This window comes from Hymenobacter sp. GOD-10R, from assembly GCF_035609205.1.
In the GTDB taxonomy this organism is placed as follows: domain Bacteria; phylum Bacteroidota; class Bacteroidia; order Cytophagales; family Hymenobacteraceae; genus Hymenobacter.
The window spans coordinates 4,216,950-4,233,947 of the sequence record NZ_CP141184.1 but is presented as its reverse complement, the minus strand read 5'-3'; the positions used below and the strand labels follow the sequence as shown (position 1 = coordinate 4,233,947).

General features: G+C 54.9%; 12 protein-coding genes. 5 read left to right on the top strand and 7 right to left on the bottom strand.

Annotated elements, in window-relative coordinates:
- The first annotated feature begins 13 nt into the window (after positions 1-13).
- Together SD425_RS16960 and SD425_RS16955 are read left to right on the top strand one after the other, a co-directional pair.
- Positions 14-754, top strand: coding sequence for a hypothetical protein (locus SD425_RS16960; RefSeq protein WP_324671129.1), 741 nt, complete (start codon positions 14-16; stop codon positions 752-754).
- Between the two features lie 79 nt (positions 755-833).
- Positions 834-1,547 (top strand): hypothetical protein, encoded by a 714-nt coding sequence (locus SD425_RS16955; RefSeq protein WP_324671128.1) that lies wholly within the window; start codon positions 834-836, stop codon positions 1,545-1,547.
- Between the two features lie 10 nt (positions 1,548-1,557).
- Here SD425_RS16955 and SD425_RS16950 read toward each other — a convergent pair whose 3' ends face one another.
- Positions 1,558-2,040, bottom strand: a complete 483-nt coding sequence (locus SD425_RS16950; RefSeq protein WP_324671127.1) for an META domain-containing protein — start codon at positions 2,038-2,040, stop codon at positions 1,558-1,560.
- 186 nt (positions 2,041-2,226) lie between these two features.
- Here SD425_RS16950 and SD425_RS16945 point away from each other — a divergent pair, with 186 nt between their 5' ends.
- Both SD425_RS16945 and SD425_RS16940 read left to right on the top strand, forming a co-directional pair.
- A complete protein-coding gene (locus SD425_RS16945) occupies positions 2,227-3,060 on the top strand; it encodes a hypothetical protein (protein WP_324671126.1) in 834 nt (277 codons plus the stop codon).
- A 140-nt stretch (positions 3,061-3,200) separates the two neighbouring features.
- Positions 3,201-4,544 carry a M20/M25/M40 family metallo-hydrolase gene (locus SD425_RS16940; protein ID WP_324671125.1) on the top strand — a complete coding sequence of 448 codons (1,344 nt, stop codon included), beginning with the start codon at positions 3,201-3,203 and terminating at the stop codon, positions 4,542-4,544.
- A 104-nt stretch (positions 4,545-4,648) separates the two neighbouring features.
- On the opposite strand, the gene SD425_RS16935 is transcribed toward SD425_RS16940, so the two are convergent.
- The 3 genes from SD425_RS16935 to SD425_RS16925 all read right to left on the bottom strand — a co-directional run bounded on the left by SD425_RS16935 (position 4,649) and on the right by SD425_RS16925 (position 8,573).
- Complete coding sequence (locus SD425_RS16935; protein WP_324671124.1) at positions 4,649-5,491, bottom strand: transporter; 843 nt, start codon at positions 5,489-5,491, stop codon at positions 4,649-4,651.
- Positions 5,492-5,634: 143 nt separating this feature from the next.
- Entirely contained in the window at positions 5,635-8,124 is a 2,490-nt protein-coding gene (locus SD425_RS16930; RefSeq protein WP_324671123.1) for a M1 family aminopeptidase, read from the bottom strand.
- A gap of 293 nt (positions 8,125-8,417) precedes the next feature.
- Positions 8,418-8,573 (bottom strand): hypothetical protein, encoded by a 156-nt coding sequence (locus SD425_RS16925; RefSeq protein ID WP_324671122.1) that lies wholly within the window; start codon positions 8,571-8,573, stop codon positions 8,418-8,420.
- Positions 8,574-8,580: 7 nt separating this feature from the next.
- On the opposite strand from SD425_RS16925, the gene SD425_RS16920 reads away from it, so the two are divergent.
- Positions 8,581-9,420, top strand: coding sequence for a DUF3078 domain-containing protein (locus tag SD425_RS16920; protein ID WP_324671121.1), 840 nt, complete (start codon positions 8,581-8,583; stop codon positions 9,418-9,420).
- Between the two features lie 98 nt (positions 9,421-9,518).
- On the opposite strand, the gene SD425_RS16915 is transcribed toward SD425_RS16920, so the two are convergent.
- The 3 genes from SD425_RS16915 to SD425_RS16905 all read right to left on the bottom strand — a co-directional run bounded on the left by SD425_RS16915 (position 9,519) and on the right by SD425_RS16905 (position 16,986).
- Positions 9,519-12,656 carry a CusA/CzcA family heavy metal efflux RND transporter gene (locus SD425_RS16915; protein ID WP_324671120.1) on the bottom strand — a complete coding sequence of 1,046 codons (3,138 nt, stop codon included), beginning with the start codon at positions 12,654-12,656 and terminating at the stop codon, positions 9,519-9,521.
- A gap of 310 nt (positions 12,657-12,966) precedes the next feature.
- Complete coding sequence (locus SD425_RS16910) at positions 12,967-13,587, bottom strand: DUF1349 domain-containing protein (protein ID WP_324671119.1); 621 nt, start codon at positions 13,585-13,587, stop codon at positions 12,967-12,969.
- 219 nt (positions 13,588-13,806) lie between these two features.
- On the bottom strand, positions 13,807-16,986 hold the full coding sequence (locus SD425_RS16905) for a CusA/CzcA family heavy metal efflux RND transporter (protein ID WP_324671118.1): 3,180 nt from the start codon (positions 16,984-16,986) through the stop codon (positions 13,807-13,809).
- Between the last annotated feature and the right edge of the window lie 12 nt (positions 16,987-16,998).

The following is a 16,998-nucleotide window of genomic DNA, read 5'->3' as shown; positions in this document are numbered from 1 at the left end:
ATTACTAACTATTATGAAACTTCTATTCTTTTGTGCTACAGGGCTGCTATTCGCCTCTCAAGTAGCTGTATGTCAAAGCCCTGTTTCGGTCGGTAGTCCGGACCCCCAAACTAACAATCTACAGGACCCTTCTAAAATCTATGAGTACACGAAGAGCCTGGACGCCATGCGCGACGACAGCCCCTTCAAGGGAATAAGCGGGTCGCCTTACCTCGTGCCACGCTGGCTCTCGGCCGTTATCACCACGCGTAGCAAAACCGTGATGGACACCGTCCCTTTGAAGTACGATGTGCTTCGGCAGCGCGTGTTAATACGCGACCAACAAAAGGGTGATTCACTTCAAGTAGAAGATAATCTGATTGCTAGCTTCGTGCTGACGGATCCCGAACAAGCGCAAGAAAGACGGGAATTTCGTCGCTTCTCAGAAGCGCCCGTTCCGGATCAAGCGCGGGAATTCGTGGAGGTATTGCACCGAGGCAAGTACACTCTGCTGAAGCAGTATAAGAAAGATATCCAGACAGCTGGCTATGCAAGTGCCTATCTCTACGATGAGAGCCCTAAGGCCATTGAAGACAAAGTCATCTACTACCTAGCGCGCCCAAACGGCTCGGCAGTACCCGTAAAGCTGAAGATGAAAGCTTTGCAGGCGGCTGCGCCCGAACTGGCCTCCGCACTTAAGGAAGCAGGTCGTAAGCAGTCGATTGGCAAGGAAGAAGATGCCGTGGCACTACTGCAAGCAGTAGACAAGCCGTGAATGCGCCTGTGGGAGCAGCAACAGCTAGGCTTGTAATGCTTGCAGTTCAACTGCTTACACCTGTCATTGTTGACCAAATATGAAGCAACTGTTTCTTGCCTTAGTAGGGCTGATCTGTGCGGAAACTGCTGTTTGTCAGAACAATAACCTTAATAGCTCCGCCAACATCCAGGAAAATCTGAACTCCATTGCGAAGGGTTCGGCCGGCATGACCATGGACAACCGCTACGAGGGCGTAACTGGTACGCCTTACTTGGTACCGCGGTGGCTAGCGGCTACCGTTACGACTCGGCAGAAACAAGTGCTGGAGGCCGTGCCGCTGAAGTATGATGTGCTCGGGCAGCACCTGCTGATGCGCGACCCGCTCAAAGGCGACTCCATGGTGCTGGACGACAACGCCGTAGCTAGCTTTGTTCTGAATGATTTGTCGCGCGTACCAGAAAAGCGCACGTTTCGCCGTTTCCTAGAGGCGCCAAATCCGGCGCAGTCGCGGGAATTTGTGGAGGTACTGCACCAGGGTAAGTACACGATACTCAAGCAGTACAACAAGGAAATACAGAAAGCCAACTACAAAGGAGCCTACGGCGCTGATCGGCGTTCCGACGATATTCAGGATAGAATTACTTACTACGTGCTCGGGGCCGGCAAAGCAGCCATTCCCACAAAGCTCAATCTGAAAGCCTTACAGACTGCCGCACCCGACCTAGCTGCCGCGTTGAAAGAAGAAGCGAGCAAACGCCCATCCCGGTCGGAAAGCGACCTAGTTGCGCTGTTGCAAGCAGTAGATAAATGAGCAGCGCAAGCTAGTGGAGATACACGGCCTCGAACGTAGCCGATGGCTTACTTTCCGAGCCTGCGTACAGGTGTAGCGTGTCGCCGGTGATCTGTGCGCGCGTTGCTGCGGTAAGGGCTTGCATGTACTGGGTTTCCAAGGCCATTCGGTCGCAGGCCATGCGCGTGCTGCCTAGGTTGGAAAGGCGTACTTCATCAGGCGAAGGTTGAGCAAACTGGCCGAAAAACCGGTTGCAAGCGGCTTGGCCACTCACTTTGTCGGAGGTAGCATCGAATTGCAGGTACATTTCGCGGGCGTTTTCGGGCGTGGTGACAGCGGTACCCGCCAGCGTGCGGAGTACCCAACGCGTGTTGCGCAGGCTAGCTGCTAGCTTTTGCGCGGCGGCTGCGTCAGTAGTGCTAGTGAGTGAACCTGTGGGTTGTGAAGTTTGACAGGCACCGAGAAGTAGCGCCGCGCTCAGAAGCAGGCCGCAGGTAGAAAGGGGAATTAGCATGGGCGTTGGGGTAAGTAGACAAAAATGTTGAGTGAACTTACGCTTAGGTAAGGGCTTATTTTGACATTTAACAGGAAAACGCACTCTATTGCATTTATTCTTTACTAGTAGATCTATGATGCAATAGGTTCTATTTATATTTAAAAATCAGCAAATGTTCAAACCATGACTATGCACACTGTTGCCATGCCTAAGCAATTGGGTTTATTGCTGGTCCTAGCTTTAGGAGCTTTTAGCTCAAGCCTAGCTCAAACAACTACTACGAAGCCCAAAAAAGCAGAGCAAGATGCTGCCAACACTGCCAAAGCAGCTGAATCACGCACGGCTGATGCTTTACGAGCCTACACCCCAACTAACACGGGCAGTGACAGCGGTGGGGAAGAGCGTAATTATTATACGTTCAACCACCGGTATAATGGTATGAGTGGAACCCCATTCCTGGTAGCCGGCTGGCGGAAAGGGGAAGTTCATTTGGACCATAACCAAGTGGTACGCAACGTTTCGCTCAAGTACGATTTGTATCGCCATGGGCTACTCGCATTACAACCCAATGGTGATTCGATCATTGTAGGTTTGGACCGCGTACAAGAGTTTGTGATTCATGATACGCACGTCACTAACGCGGGTTCGTTCGTTGAAGACCATCGCTTTCGGCGCTATGCTGATGCTCCAGAAGCTAAGTTTTCTCGGGAACATTTTGAGGTGCTTTCGGAGGGCAGCTATGCTACCTTGTTGAAATTGACGCGCAAAGAACTACAACGAGCCAATCAAGAATCAGCTTACGGGTCCACTCAAGTGCAAGACGTAATGCTGGATAAGGCAGAGTACTTCGTGCGTAACGCCGACGGACATATTCGGGCATTTAAGCTAAACCGTAAGGCATTGGTAGCTGCCTTGCCGGAGCATGCAGCAGAGGTGCAAGAAGCTATGACTAAGTACGGGCAACCCGTTCAGAAGGAAGCAGATGTAATCCGTGTCGTGGCTATTTTGAACAGCACAGCACCTGCTGGTAGTAAATGAGAGCCAGACGATTTATAACCCAAACTCTTCTACCGTCCCTGGTTTACTCAGACCTGAAATGACTTCTAGCTTCGAGTAAATAGGGAAATAAAGCTAGCCGGATAATAGATCAAGGTTAGTAGGAATACTTACTTTGGGGCATGAAGAAAATTGCCTTTCTACTACTTAGTCTCGGGCTGAGCTACTCAGGTGTCGCTCAAAAAACCAAAGCAAGCAAAACGTCGGCCTCTACTATCACGCAGGCATCCGTAGCGCGCGTAGAGCGTGCTCTGGCCGCCGACGACATGCAGGGCCGCGCTTCCGGAACGCCGGGTGGCCTCAAAGCTGCGCAGTTTATTGCGGGCGAGTTCAAGCGTATTGGCTTGGAGCCGCTACCCGGCCTCAGCAGCTTCGAACAGGTGTTTCCAGCCTACGAGATGGAGTCGGGTGGGGTGCAGGCCGAGTTGAATGGTGAGCCCGTGCCCGCCGAGCGGGTGCTGCTAGCTTCGGGCGTGCCGCAGCTGAACTGGTCGGACAAAGATAGCCAGGTGGCGCGCGTCGTTGTTATTGGACCGGAGGCGAAAGTAGGGCAGGCACTGCGGCCCTTGTTGCAGCCGAAGGAGAATCTCATCGTGCTGGTCGACCCAGTGCACACAGCCTATTTTCAACGATTCGCGAACTACTTTGGGCATAGTACTGTACGCGCCGAAAAGCCGGAGCCATATGCGAGCGTATTCATTCTAAGCGCACCGTCGCCTACGCCGCTCACCTACCGGATAACGGCTACTACCAGAATCAACGCCGTGCAGCTGCGCAACGTGGTGGGCGTGTTGCCGGGCCGCGACAAAGTCAAAGCCGCAGAAATGGTGGTTTTCTCTGGGCACTACGACCACCTAGGTATTCGGCCCGCCGTGGCAGGCGACTCCATTGCCAACGGCGCTGACGATGATGCCAGCGGCACCACGGCCGTTATTACCCTCGCCGAGTATTTTAAGAAAAAGAAGGACAATGCTCGCACGCTCGTATTTGCGGCTTTTACGGCCGAAGAAATAGGGGGCTTTGGCTCCCAATACTTCTCCAAGCAGCTTGACCCAGCAAAAGTCGTGACGATGTTCAACATTGAGATGATCGGCAAAGTGGCTCAGTTCGGCCCCAAGACCGCCTTCATCACCGGCTACGAACGGTCGGATTTTGGCAAGCTGCTGCAAGAAAATCTGCAAGGCTCGCCGTTCCGCTTCGAGCCTGACCCTTACACCGAGCAGAACTTATTCTACCGCTCCGACAATGCGACGCTAGCTAGGCTAGGTGTGCCGGCGCACTCCATCAGCACCGACCAGATTCCGACCGATAAGCTCTATCACTCCGTGGATGACGAAGTGGAAAGCTTGGACCTGGCGAATATGACAGCTGTTATTCAAGGTATTGCCCAGAGCGCCAGCGGTATCATCTCGGGTCAGCAGACGCCCACGCGTATTGCGCCCGAGTCGGTAGGCCAGCGGCCGTAGTTGCTTGCAACGCGAAGCTCCGGCTTCGTGCGTCATTGATTAACTGCTAAGGTCGGAACCTAGGTCGATTTAGTCAACGATGCGCAAAGCCGGAGCTTTGTGCTTTATTTTGGTAATCGCACACTCAAGCCACCGCCTAAGGTGAAGCCCGCACCTAAGTTGCCGAACTGCTGACCGGCTGTTACATCCAGCCGCAAGCCGGGGAGTAGCCGCCAGTACAAACCGCTCGTTAGCCCTGGCAAAAAGCGAGTGCTGCGCTGCCAGGTAGCATAGCCTTCGGCGAAGAACCCGAAGTTGCCGCCGAGTGGGCCGTTGAGCGCTAAAGTACCCACGTACTGACCTAGCTTGGTGTCGGCGGCCTGGAAGCCGCGCTGTCGAAAGCCAATGTTGGCTTCTAAGCCGTAGCGTGCCCCAAGTTGCTGTGACACTAGCAGGCGTACGGCCGGTTCATAGCTTTTGTGCAAGAAAGAGGCGTCACCCGTCCGTAAAGTCATTTCCGTTAGCAGTACGACTTGAGAACGAGCATCTTGGTTAGTAGAAGCCAGGAACTTGGCACCTACAGTGAGCGGCGTGAAACCGGCAATGGCAGGACTTGGACTACCCTCACGAAACGAGGACGTACCCGGCAGCGGGTGCAAATAGCCCTGGCTAGCACGCAGCTCGATGTGGTTGAAAAAGCCTACCCGCAATGAAGCGTTAGAAACCGTGCGGCGAGCCCCCCAACTGGCATCAGCTGGATCGAAGCGCAGCACGCCGGCTTCGAGCTGTACCTGCCTCGGGTGCAGCATGTTGGTGGTAACCGTCTGGCCAGGACGGTCGGGCCGAATGTTTTGGATGAAAGGTGTGTCGGTGTTCCCAACGTTGGGGTCTACCGTTTGGGCCAGGGTGCAAACCGGGGCCGCCATTACAAGAACGGCAGCGGTCAGCAGAGTGGTCGTTTTGCGCATTCTTCCTGACGCACACCTGCTTGATAAAGTTCGATGGTAATGGAAATAGTACAATTATGAGCTTGGCAATAAGCTGCCATAAACAAGCGGGGTGCCTTCTCCATCTGAGAAGACACCCCGCTTGTTTGTTCTAATACTGTGCTTTACTTTGCTTGCTGAATCTCCTGCTGAGCGCGCTCAATCACTTGCTTGTTCTGCGCGGCGGCAGTTCCCGATTGCTTGCTCTTCAGGGCCTCCAACAAATTAATCATTGGGTCGGCTGCTCCGTAGCTTTTGAACTGAATACCTAGGTTCTTGATGCGGTCAACGCCTTCGGCCACGGCGGTGGGGTCATTGAGGCGCATCAGCATGCCAGCAAAGCCTTTGAGCAAGTCAAAGCGGCCTTGCGGACCCGCTTCGTCGAATTTTTGGCGCACGAAAGGCCACTGTTCTAGGCCACCTTGCGTGGCGTACACCTCGGCAATGGCCGCTGTTAGCTTCCCCTTGTTGTCCGCTTCAAAGGTCTTGGCTAGGGGCAGGGCTTTGGCTGGTGCCACGGCCGCCAGTCCGCTCAGCGCCGCTCCTTGCACCGCGTACGACTGGCTTTTAAGGCTGCTGGTGAACAAGGCCTCGTCGCGCTTGTCAGCTAGCTGACCTAGGTCGGTCAAGATTTCGGCTTGCACGAGCGTTTCTTTCTCCGTAGTCAGCTGTTTGCGTAGGGCGGGCGCCACGGCTTTCTGCATGGCTTTGTTCTCGAGGTCGAGTGCTTGCAGCGCCTCGATGCGAAGGCCATAGTACTTATCGGCGGTAGCGGCTACGAGCATGTTGCGCGCGGCGGCATTGGTAGCCTGCTGTTCCTTGGCGGCGGCAATAGCCTCGTACCGATCTACATAGCGCGGCGCGTGCTGGTACTGGTACACGTAGTCAGCGAAAGGCTTGTTGTCCTTCTTCTGCCACAGAAGCACTTTCTGCGCATCCACGTTCACCAGATCGGGTTTGGCCGCTACGGGGAACTCCAGCGTCTCGGTCGCGTTGCGGAGCAGCACATTGCGCCGCTCTACTTTGCCTTTCACGTACAAATCAATAGCAATTGGCAACGTAAATGGCTCACCAGGTTGCAGCTGCTTGATGGTCACGGTCTGCACTTTGCGGGCAGCGTCCCAGGCGTAATCGATGGTGACGGTCGGCTGCCCGGCGTTGAAGAACCATTGATTATAGAACCAGTTCAGGTCTTTGCCCGAGGCGGCCTCAAACGCCAGGCGCATCTGGTGCGCTTCTCCATTACCGAAAGCGTTTTGTTTCAGGTACTGATTCAGGCCCGCAAAGAACACCTCGTCGCCTAGGTAAGCACGCAGCATGTCGAGGATGAGGCCACCCTTCTGGTAGGTAACGGCATCAAACATGTCTTCGCGCTCGGCGTAGTGGAAGCGGACCAGGTTCTTGGTGTAGTTCTCTGGGTTACCTAGGTACTGGTTTAGGTAGCCGTACTTGTGCGCGTCGGCAGCATCCTGGCCGTATTTGTGCTCGGCCCACAGGCCTTCGCTGAAATCCGCCATCGACTCATTCACCGTCAAGTTGCTCCAGCTTTCGGTGGTTACGTAGTCGCCAAACCACTGGTGAAACAGCTCGTGGGCAATCACCGACTCGTCGTTGCCGTACTGCCGGTCGATCAGCTCGCGGGGTGTTTTCTGCAAGAAGTCGCCGTGCAGGGTAGCCGTGGTGTTCTCCATGGCCCCGCTCACGTAGTCGCGCACCACAATCTGGGCGTACTTATTCCAGGGGAACTCTACCCCGAGCCGAGTGGAGAAGAATTCCAGCATCTCGGGCGTGTTGCCAAAGATCTGTTTGGCGTAGGGGGCGTAGGTTGGCTCTAGGTAATAATCAATGGGTTTGTTGCGCCACGTGTCGTGCGTTACCTTGAAGCTGCCCACCGTCATCATGACCAGGTAAGGCGAGTGAGGCTGCTCCATCTTCCAGGTGTCGGTGCGCAATCCGGCGCCGGCTGGCGTCTGCGACACCATTTTGCCGTTGGAAAGCGTGAGGTACTTGCTCGGTACCGTCATGCTGATTTCCGTGGTCATCTTCTGGTTTGGCCTGTCGATGGTGGGAAACCACGCTGAGTTCGACTGCGACTCACCCTGCGTCCAGATCTGCACGGGCTTGCCTTTCACGGTGCTGTCGGGGTTGATGAAGTACAAACCCTTGGCGTCGTTGATGGCCGCGCTGCCTTTCACTTTCAGCTCGTTCGGCTTGGCCGTGTATTCCAGATACACGGTGTAAGGGGTGCCCGGGTCTACCGTTTTGCCTAGCTGAATGAGTAGGTGCTGCTGGTTATAATCGTACTTCAGCGGTTGCTGGCTGCCATTGCTGCCGACTAATGCCACCGTTTTGATGTCCATGCCCTGGGCATCTAAGCGGAGCGAATCGGTGGCGTAAGCGTGGGGCTTTAGCGTGACCCAGGCTTTGCCGTAGAGGTAGCTTTTGGCGTAGTCGAAGCGCACGTCGAGCTTGGTATGCACCAAATCATTGACTTTGGTAGCCGTTGCACGGTAGGGCAGTAGCGCTGGGTCGGGCGTCGCCGAACCGGTTGGCGCCTGCGCCCAAAGACTGAAAGAGCTGAAAAGGCAAACGCCAGCAGCAAGAACTTTTTTCATGAAAAAAACTGAGGTGAATCGAATCGGGCAAACCTAGGTGCTGGGCAAGACCGGTTTGCTTTGTGAAGATTGCCTTTTTCCTGAAAACTCTTGTTACCAAGGCTGCTTCTGGGCGCTTGGGCTGCTGCGTCGCACAGTCTATCGGCAGTTCTCTGAGACGTGTAGTCTAGGCACCAGCCGCATCCATACTCATGGTATTATGACAATAAGAATATAAAATTACGAATGCTAAATGCAGAAACGGCAGCCCGTTAGTAACTTGCGGCCGCAATTGTATGCGTGGTCATGAGAGTTTATTCGGTAGCTTCGTTGCTATCTTTTATAATAGTCGGATTAGCTAGTAGTCGGTCGAGTGCCCAAGTGACACCGCTGCCGGTACCGCCTACGCTGCCCGTACCCGCGTCGCCAGGGCTACCTGCCGTACCTAGGCCCAAACTCGATACGCTCATCGTGGTTATGAGGCCGCCATCTCCTTGGAAAACCGCCTTTAAAGCAACATTCAATTTGAATGAAAGCGCCCTGTCCTCTAACTGGCGGGGTGGGGGCGTGAACTCCATTGGGCTGAACGCGCAAGTCAATCAGAAAGCCAACTTCCATCGGGGCCGCAATAGCTGGGACAACGAAGCTGATTTTCTCTACGCCTTCGTCGCGAACAAAGACCAGGGCTACCGCAAGAGCCTCGACCGCCTGTTTTTGGATACCAAGTACGGCTGCAACATCAGCACGCAATGGAACATGTTTGCCTCGCTGAACCTGCTCACGCAGTTTGCACCCGGCTATAAGTACAGCACCGACGCCAACGGCCAGCAGCGGGCCCAGCGAATTTCATCGGCTTTCGCGCCGGCCTACATTACGGCCGCTTACGGCATGGAGTACGTGGCCAAAAAGTGGTTTAAGATTCGGCTTTCGCCGCTGGCTTCACGCCTGACCATTGTTGGGCGCCCCGAGCGGTTTGTGGGTGTACTCGGCGAAAAACCCTACGGCGTGAACTTAGACCATTCCACGCATTTCGAAGTGCTGGCTGGGCAAGTATTGGCTGAACTGGATAAGGGCTTGAGCTCCAATATGAACGTGAAGGCCCGCTACCTACTCTTCGCCGACTACGAAAAGCTAGCCCTACGCCGCGTTGACCACCGCCTCGATGCTAGCTTCACGGCCAAAGTCAACCGCTACATCAACGTGGCCCTCACTGGCATCCTGCTCTACGACTACGACCAGGACCGAGCCGTGCAGTATAGCCAGGGCTTGTCGCTGGGTTTGATTTATACTCGTCAGAATCCCCAGGAAAAGAAGTAGGTAGCAACTAGCAGACGGCGCTCTTTACCTGGATGTGGTAAGGAGCGCCGTCTGCACACGGCTAAACCTAGGTTAGTTCAAACGAATGAGCTAGGTAATTAGGCTCCCACCAACTGTTTTTCTGCTATTGGCGCGGCTGGCGCATCCTGGTGCATTTCGCGGTATGCCCAATCGAACACCAGCGGGAAAATGAATAGGGTGAGAATCGTGGCGGACACCAATCCTCCAATCACGACGATGGCGAGCGGCTTCTGAGTTTCGGAGCCGATACCTGTGCTCAACGCGGCTGGGAACAAGCCAATCATCGCCATCAGCGCCGTCATCACCACAGGGCGCACGCGCGAGGCCACACCCAGGCGCAGCGACTCTTCGAGAGGAATTTTGTTGCGCAGGTTCTGCTTGAACACCGTGATGAGAATCACGCCGTTCTGAATACAAATGCCAAATAAGGCAATGAAGCCAATGCCCGCCGAGATGCTGAAGTTGACGTGCGTGATATGCAGCGCCACGATGCCACCGATGAGCGCAAAGGGCACATTCACCAGCACAAGGCCTGCATCCTTGCCGTTGCCGAAGGTGATAAACAGCAGAATAAATATGATTACCAGCGAGATAGGCACCACCTGCGTGAGGCGCTTCGTGGCACGTACTTGGTTCTCGAACTCGCCCGCCCAAGTGATGCTATAGCCTTTGGGCAGGTGAATCTGCGCGTTAACTTTCTTCTGCGCTTCGGCAATGGTCGAGCCCATGTCTCGGTCGCGGATACTGAACTTCACGGCAATGAAGCGCTGTCCGCCGTCGTGGTACACGAAAGCCGGGCCGTTGAGCGTCTTGATCGTCGCTATTTCCTTCAGTGCCACCTTGCTGCCGCGAATAGTGGATACGCGTAGCTCGCCAATTTCCGCTTCGGTGCTGCGATAGTCTTTGGGGTAGCGAATACGCACGTCAAACTTCCGTTCGCCTTCGTAGAGCTGCGTGGCAGCCTTGCCGCCAATGGCCATTTCGACCACGGCTTGTGCATCGGCGGCGCTCACGCCGTAGGCGGCCATGCGAGTTTGGTCAAGCAGCACGCTCATCTCAGGCTGACCTAGGTTGCGCAGAATACCTAGGTCCTTTACGCCGCGCACCGTTTTGAGAATGTTCATCACCGAGTCGGCTTTGTCATCAATGGCTTGCAGGTCATTGCCGAAGATCTTCACGGCCAACGCTGCGTTGATGCCCGCTACGGCTTCTTCCACGTTGTCGATGATGGGCTGGGAGTAGTTGAAGATGATGCCGGGGTACTCCTTCAGCTTGTGGTCCATCTCCTCAATCAGCTGCTCCGTCGTGATTTTGCGCTTCCACTCTTCCTTTGGGTAGAGGTTCACCTGGCACTGCACGTAGTAAATGCCCGAAGGGTCGGTGCCGTCGTTGGAGCGGCCGGTCTGGCTCAGCACCGATTGCACCTCTGGAAATTGGCGCAGGATGCGGCGGAAGTTGCCCGCCATCTTCGTCGTTTCGGTTAGCGACGATGACATGGGCATCTTGGTTTCCACCCACAGCGCGCCTTCGTTTAGCTCGGGCAAAAACTCGGAACCTAGGAAGGAGAAAGAGTACAGCGCCGCGGCCATAATCAGGAAGGCGGTAGCTAGGCTCAGGCGCTTGTTGGCGTAGGTAAAGGCAAAGCCTTTCGTCACGATGCGGTCGAAGAAGTTGACGAGCGGGTTGTTCTTCTCGCGTACGTCCTTGTTGAGCAGGATGCTCGCCAGCACCGGCACCAACGTTAGCGTTAATAACAAAGCGCCGACCAAGGCAAAACCTAGGGTGTATGCGAGGGGAGAAAACATCTTGCCTTCCACTTTCTCGAAGGAGAAAATGGGGAGCAAGCAGGTGAGAATGATGAGTTTGGAGAAGAATACCGCCTTGCCTAGCTCGCCGCCCGTTTTCTTAATCACCCCCATCTTCGCCAGCTTATTAAACACTGGCATGCCCACCTTATGCGCCTTGTGGTCGAGCACCACAAAGATGCCTTCCACCATCACCACGGCTCCGTCGATGATGATGCCGAAGTCGATGGCGCCCATGCTCAATAGGTTGGCGCTCATGCCTTTCAGGCGCAAACAGATGAAGGCAAACAGCAGCGCCAGCGGCACGACGATACCCACAATCAGCGTCGAGCGCCAGTCGGCCATGAACAGGAATACGACCAGCGTGACGAGCACAATGCCTTCAATGAGGTTGTGAATAACGGTGTGCGTGCAATGGTCCATCAGCACGTCGCGGTCGTAGAAGGTCTTGAGCTTGATATCGGAAGGCAGAATCTTCGTATTTAGCTCGTCGATTTTGGCCTTCACGCGGGCAAGCACCTCGGCCGGGTTTTCGCCCTTGCGCATAATCACGATGCCTTCGACCACGTCATTGTTATCGTCGAGGCCAGCCTGCCCCACGCGCGGACGGAAGCCTTCGGTGATGGACGCCACGTTGCGTACCAGAATGGGTGTATCGTGAATATCCTTGACGATAATGTTGCCGATGTCAGCGGCGTTCGTTAGCAGGCCGATGCCGCGCACCACGTACGATTGGCCGTTTTTCTCAATCACGTCACCGCCCACGTTGATATTGCTCTTCTGCACGGCCTGGTACACTTCGAGCGGCGTGAGGTCAAACTTCTGGAGCTGGGCCGGGTCAACGGTGATTTCGTAGGTTTTGGTAGTGCCGCCAAACGCGGCAATATCAGCCACGCCCGGCACCGACTTAAGTTGACGCTCCACGACCCAGTCTTGCTCGGCGAGCAGCTGGTTGGTTGTGCGATCTTTGCCTTGCACGGTGTAGCGAAAAATCTCACCCGTAGGACCGTAGGGCGGCTGCACGTGGGTGTCGCAGCCATCGGGAAAATTCACGCCAGCTAGCAAGTTGTTTACCTGTTGACGAGCGAAGAAATCCTCCACATCATCATCGAAGTTGATCTTCAGAACCGATAAGCCGAACATGCTGATCGAGCGCATATTACTCTTCTTCTGCACCGAGTTCATGGCTACCTCAACCGGCACCGAAACGAACCGCTCCACCTCCTGCGCCGAGCGCCCCGGCCATTGCGATACAATGATAATCTGTGTGTTGGTAACGTCGGGAAACGCCTCAATAGGAGTGTGTAGGTAGCTAAAAACGCCACCGGCGATGAGCAAGGCCGTCATGAAGAACACGAAGAAGCGGTTCTTTAGTGAAAAAGCGACGATGCTTTGAATGAATTTGCCCATGGGGAAGAAAGGGGAAGTGGGTGGTGAAAGCCCGGAGCCGGGAAGGTGAAAAAGAGCGGCTCATGCTTTCTGCCTTTACAGCGGTAAGGCTAGGTTTTGCATGAAGAATTGGTGAGAATCTGATGAATCTTCAGTGAGGGTTTGATGAAGAGAAATCGTAAGAAAGTTAGGTGCTTGGTGCCTTGGCCCACAGGCCTAGGCGTCGAACCAAAGTCCGTCTGATAAAGCCCTGAAAAACAAAGAGCTTTCCCAGTAGTGGGAAGGCTCTTATCAGGCGTGGAGTTGGTGAAGTAAGCTAGGTTTCTACCTATTACTTCCCGACGGGCTTCACGGAAAAATCTTCGAACGTCACGGGGAAGCCTTTGCCATCGGGGGCGGCGCACATCAGACCGATCTGTACTTTCTTGCCGGGCGTGGGCGGGAAGTAAGCTAGGCGCAGCATCTTGAAGTCTTTATTGTCGAAGGAGTACTGAATCTCCACGTAGTCACCCTTGCGCAGGAGCGTGAGCCACACCGTTTTGGGGCTGTCTTGGCGGGGCACCACCGACCAGTCGGACACTTCCCGGGTCACGACGGCACTTACGTTCTGCACACCTTTCACGTACTCGATGCCAGTCTTGATCCAGTTCTTCTCGTCGAGCCGAATCATAAGGCCAGCTTGGTCATACAGCTCCTTATACTGGCCGGTAATCTTCACTTTGGCCATGAAGTCCCCTTCCTGCTCCTGGTAGTAGAAGTGACCGTTGTCGCGGATGAAGCCGTAGTGCGTCACGCGCCAGAAGTCGGTACCACCATCCACCTGTACTTGCACCTTCTGATCGGTAATAGTAGCTTTTTTGGGCGCGTTTTGCCAGTTCATCTTTGAGAAGGTTTGAGCGGAAGCCGCAGTAGCTAGGGTTAGAAAGAGGCCGCTAAGGAGCAGTGTTTTCATGTACTGTAGTTAAGGAGTGTTAGGTGGTCAGCTGTAGATGTTCAGCTGACCAGTGAAGGAAGCGTCAGGCGATATGCCGCCCGAAAGTAGTAGAAAACAGTTCAGCTGTCTGGCGCAGGACATCGTAGCATGATGCTACAACCTAGCTTTCCCTACTAGGCCGAAAACAAAAAAGCCTTCCCGAAGCGAGAAGGCCTTTCCGAAAACAGGTTAAGATTTTTAGGCTCCTACCAACACCGGGTTGCTAGGCTGCTTATGGTGCTTCGTGGGGTGCAAGCTAGGATCATCGCCGTAGTGCGTGTGCTCGGCGCGGTAGAAGCGCTCAAACACCAGCGGGAAGATGAACAGCGTCAGGATGGTACCCGTAATCAGGCCGCCAATAACCACAATAGCTAGGGGCTTAGAGGTTTCCGAGCCAATGCCGGTGCTGATAGCAGCGGGCATCAGACCAATAGTTGCCATCATGGCCGTCATCACCACGGGGCGCACGCGGCTAATCACGCCTTCGTGGATGCTGTCGTCGAGCGACATCTTCTTCACCAGGTTTTGCTTGAACACCGAGATGAGAATCACGCCGTTCTGGATACAGATACCGAACAGGGCAATGAAGCCGATACCGGCCGAGATGCTGAAGTTGGTGTGCGTAATCAGTAGCGAGGCAATGCCACCGATAAGCGCAAACGGTACGTTTACGAGCACCAGACCAGCGTCTTTCAAGTTGCCGAACAGGATGAATAGGATGAAGAAGATCATGGCCAGCGAAATCGGCACTACCTGACCTAGGCGCTGGGTAGCGCGGCGCTGGTTCTCGAAGTCGCCTGCCCATTTGATCGAGTAGCCCTTCGGGAGCTGGAGCACCTTGTTTACTTTACGCTGGGCTTCTTCAATCGTGGAGCCCATGTCGCGGCCGCGGATGCTGAACTTGACAGCTGCAAAGCGTTGGTTGTCATCACGGTAGATGAGCGAAGGGCCATTCACGTCGGAGATGTTGGCAATTTCCGTCATGGGGATGGTGTTGCCCGCTTGGGTCGGTACCATTAGCGCCCCGATTTCGGCAGGCGTCTGGCGGAACTGCTCTTGGTAGCGTACCCGGATCGGAAATTTCCGCTCGCCTTCGTACATCTGGCTCGCTTGCTTACCACCCACGGCCATTTCGAGCACCGCGTTGGCATCCGACTTCGATACGCCGTACTGGGCCATGCGACCTTCGTCCAGGTCAACGTGCAGCTCGGGCTGTCCAATGTTGCGCAGCACGCCTAGGTCGTCGATGCCTTTTACGGTTTTGAGCTGCTCATATACTTGGCGGGCTTTGCCTTCCAGCGTTTTTAGGTCGGTCCCGTAGATCTTCACGGCAATCGAGCCTTTCACCCCAGAAGCAGCTTCTTCCACGTTGTCGGTGATGGGCTGCGAGAAGTTGAAGTCTACGCCGGGGAAGCGGTTAAGCTTCTCTTTCATGTGCGCAATCAATTCCTCACGGTAGGCAGCGCTCTTCATCTTCTTCTGCACTTCATCCGTGTGCTTGATCTGCACCAGGAACTCGTTGTTGTAGAAGCCCGTCGGGTCGGTGCCGTCGTTAGGGCGGCCGGTCTGGCTTACCACGTCGCTCACTTCTGGGAAGGTCAGGAACACGCGGCGCATCTCGTTGCACAGCTTATTCGACTCATCCAAAGAGATACTCAGCGGCAACTGGGCCCGCACGTAGATCGAACCTTCGTTTAGCTCGGGCAAGAACTCGGAACCTAGAAAGTGGAAGGAGCCTACCCCAACAGCCACAATGATCGTAGCAACCAGCAAACTAGCCGTTTTGCGGGCATAGGTGAAGCGGAAGAAGCGCTGGGCGCCGTGGTTAATGCCGCGGACGAAGAAATTGTCCTTCTCCCGCACGTTCTTTCGCAGCAAGATGCTAGCCAGCACCGGCACTAAAGTCAGCGTGAAAATAAGCGCGCCGAGTAGGGCGAAACCTAGGGTCCAAGCTAGGGGCGAAAACACCTTGCCTTCTACTTTCTCAAAGGAGAAGATGGGTAGCAAGGCGGTGATAATGATAGCTTTGGCGAAGAAGATCGACTTACCCATCTCGCGGCCCGTCTTCTTGATCAGACCTAGCTTAGCAAGCTTGTTGAAGCGCTCCATGCCCATTTCGTGCGCCTTGTGGTCGAGGGCAACAAAGAGCCCTTCCACCATTACCACGGCTCCGTCGATGATGATACCGAAGTCGATGGCGCCCATGCTCAATAGGTTGGCGCTCATACCTTTTAAGCGCAAGCAGATGAAGGCAAACAGCAAGGCTAGCGGGATAATCACGGACACGATAACCGTGGTGCGCCAGTCGGCCATGAAGATGAACACAATCACCGTCACGAGGATGATACCCTCCATCAGGTTGTGGATTACCGTTTCGGTCGAGAAGTCAATCAGCTGCTGCCGGTCGTAGAAGGTCTTGATCTTCACGTCCGAAGGCAGAATCTTGTCGTTCAGGTCGGCTACTTTATCCTTGAGGCGGGCAATAACTTCCGATGGGTTTTCGCCTTTGCGCATTACCACAATGCCTTCTACCATATCGTCGTTGGTGCCGCGGCCCACCCGACCTAGGCGGGGCAGCGCCGACTCGTGCACGATAGCCACGTCTTTCACCAAGATCGGGGCACCGTTCACGTTCTTGATAACGGTGTTATTGATGTCGCCGATGTTATTCAGCAGGCCGATGCCGCGCACCACGTAGTTCTGCTGACCTTCGTTAATCACGTCGCCGCCCACGTTGATGTTGGAGCGCTGAATGGCGTTGTACACGTCTAGCGGCGTGATGCCGAAGTCTTGTAGCTTGCCGGGGTTCACGCTGATTTCGTAGTCCTTCACCTCGCCGCCGAAGCTGTTCACGTCGGCCACGCCAGGTACGGCTTTCAGGTTGCGCTCAATCACCCAATCCTGGATGGTTTTCAGCTCGCGAGTGGTTTTGTCCGAGCTAGCTAGGGTATAGCGGAAAATCTCGCCAGTAGGGCCGTAGGGCGGCTGCACGTCGGGATCAGCGCCTTCGGGTAGGTCAGCCTGAGCGAGCAGGTTGTTTACCTGCACCCGGGCAAAAGCGTCGTCTACGCCGTCGTCGAAGATGACCTTCACCACCGACAAGCCGAATAGCGTCGTCGAGCGGATGCTGGTCTTTTTCTGCACGGGGTTCAGCGCAATTTCGATGGGCGCCGTCACGAACTTCTCAATCTCCTCCGCCGAGCGGCCGGGCCACTGCGTGATGATGGTGATTTCGGTGTTCGTTACGTCAGGAAACGCCTCAATCGGCGTGTTCCGGTAGCTCACTACCCCAGCCACGATGGCCACCAGGGTCACCAGGAAGATGAAGCCGCGGTTTTTAAGGGAAAAGGCGATAATGCCTTGGATGAACTTATTCATGACTTGCTAAAA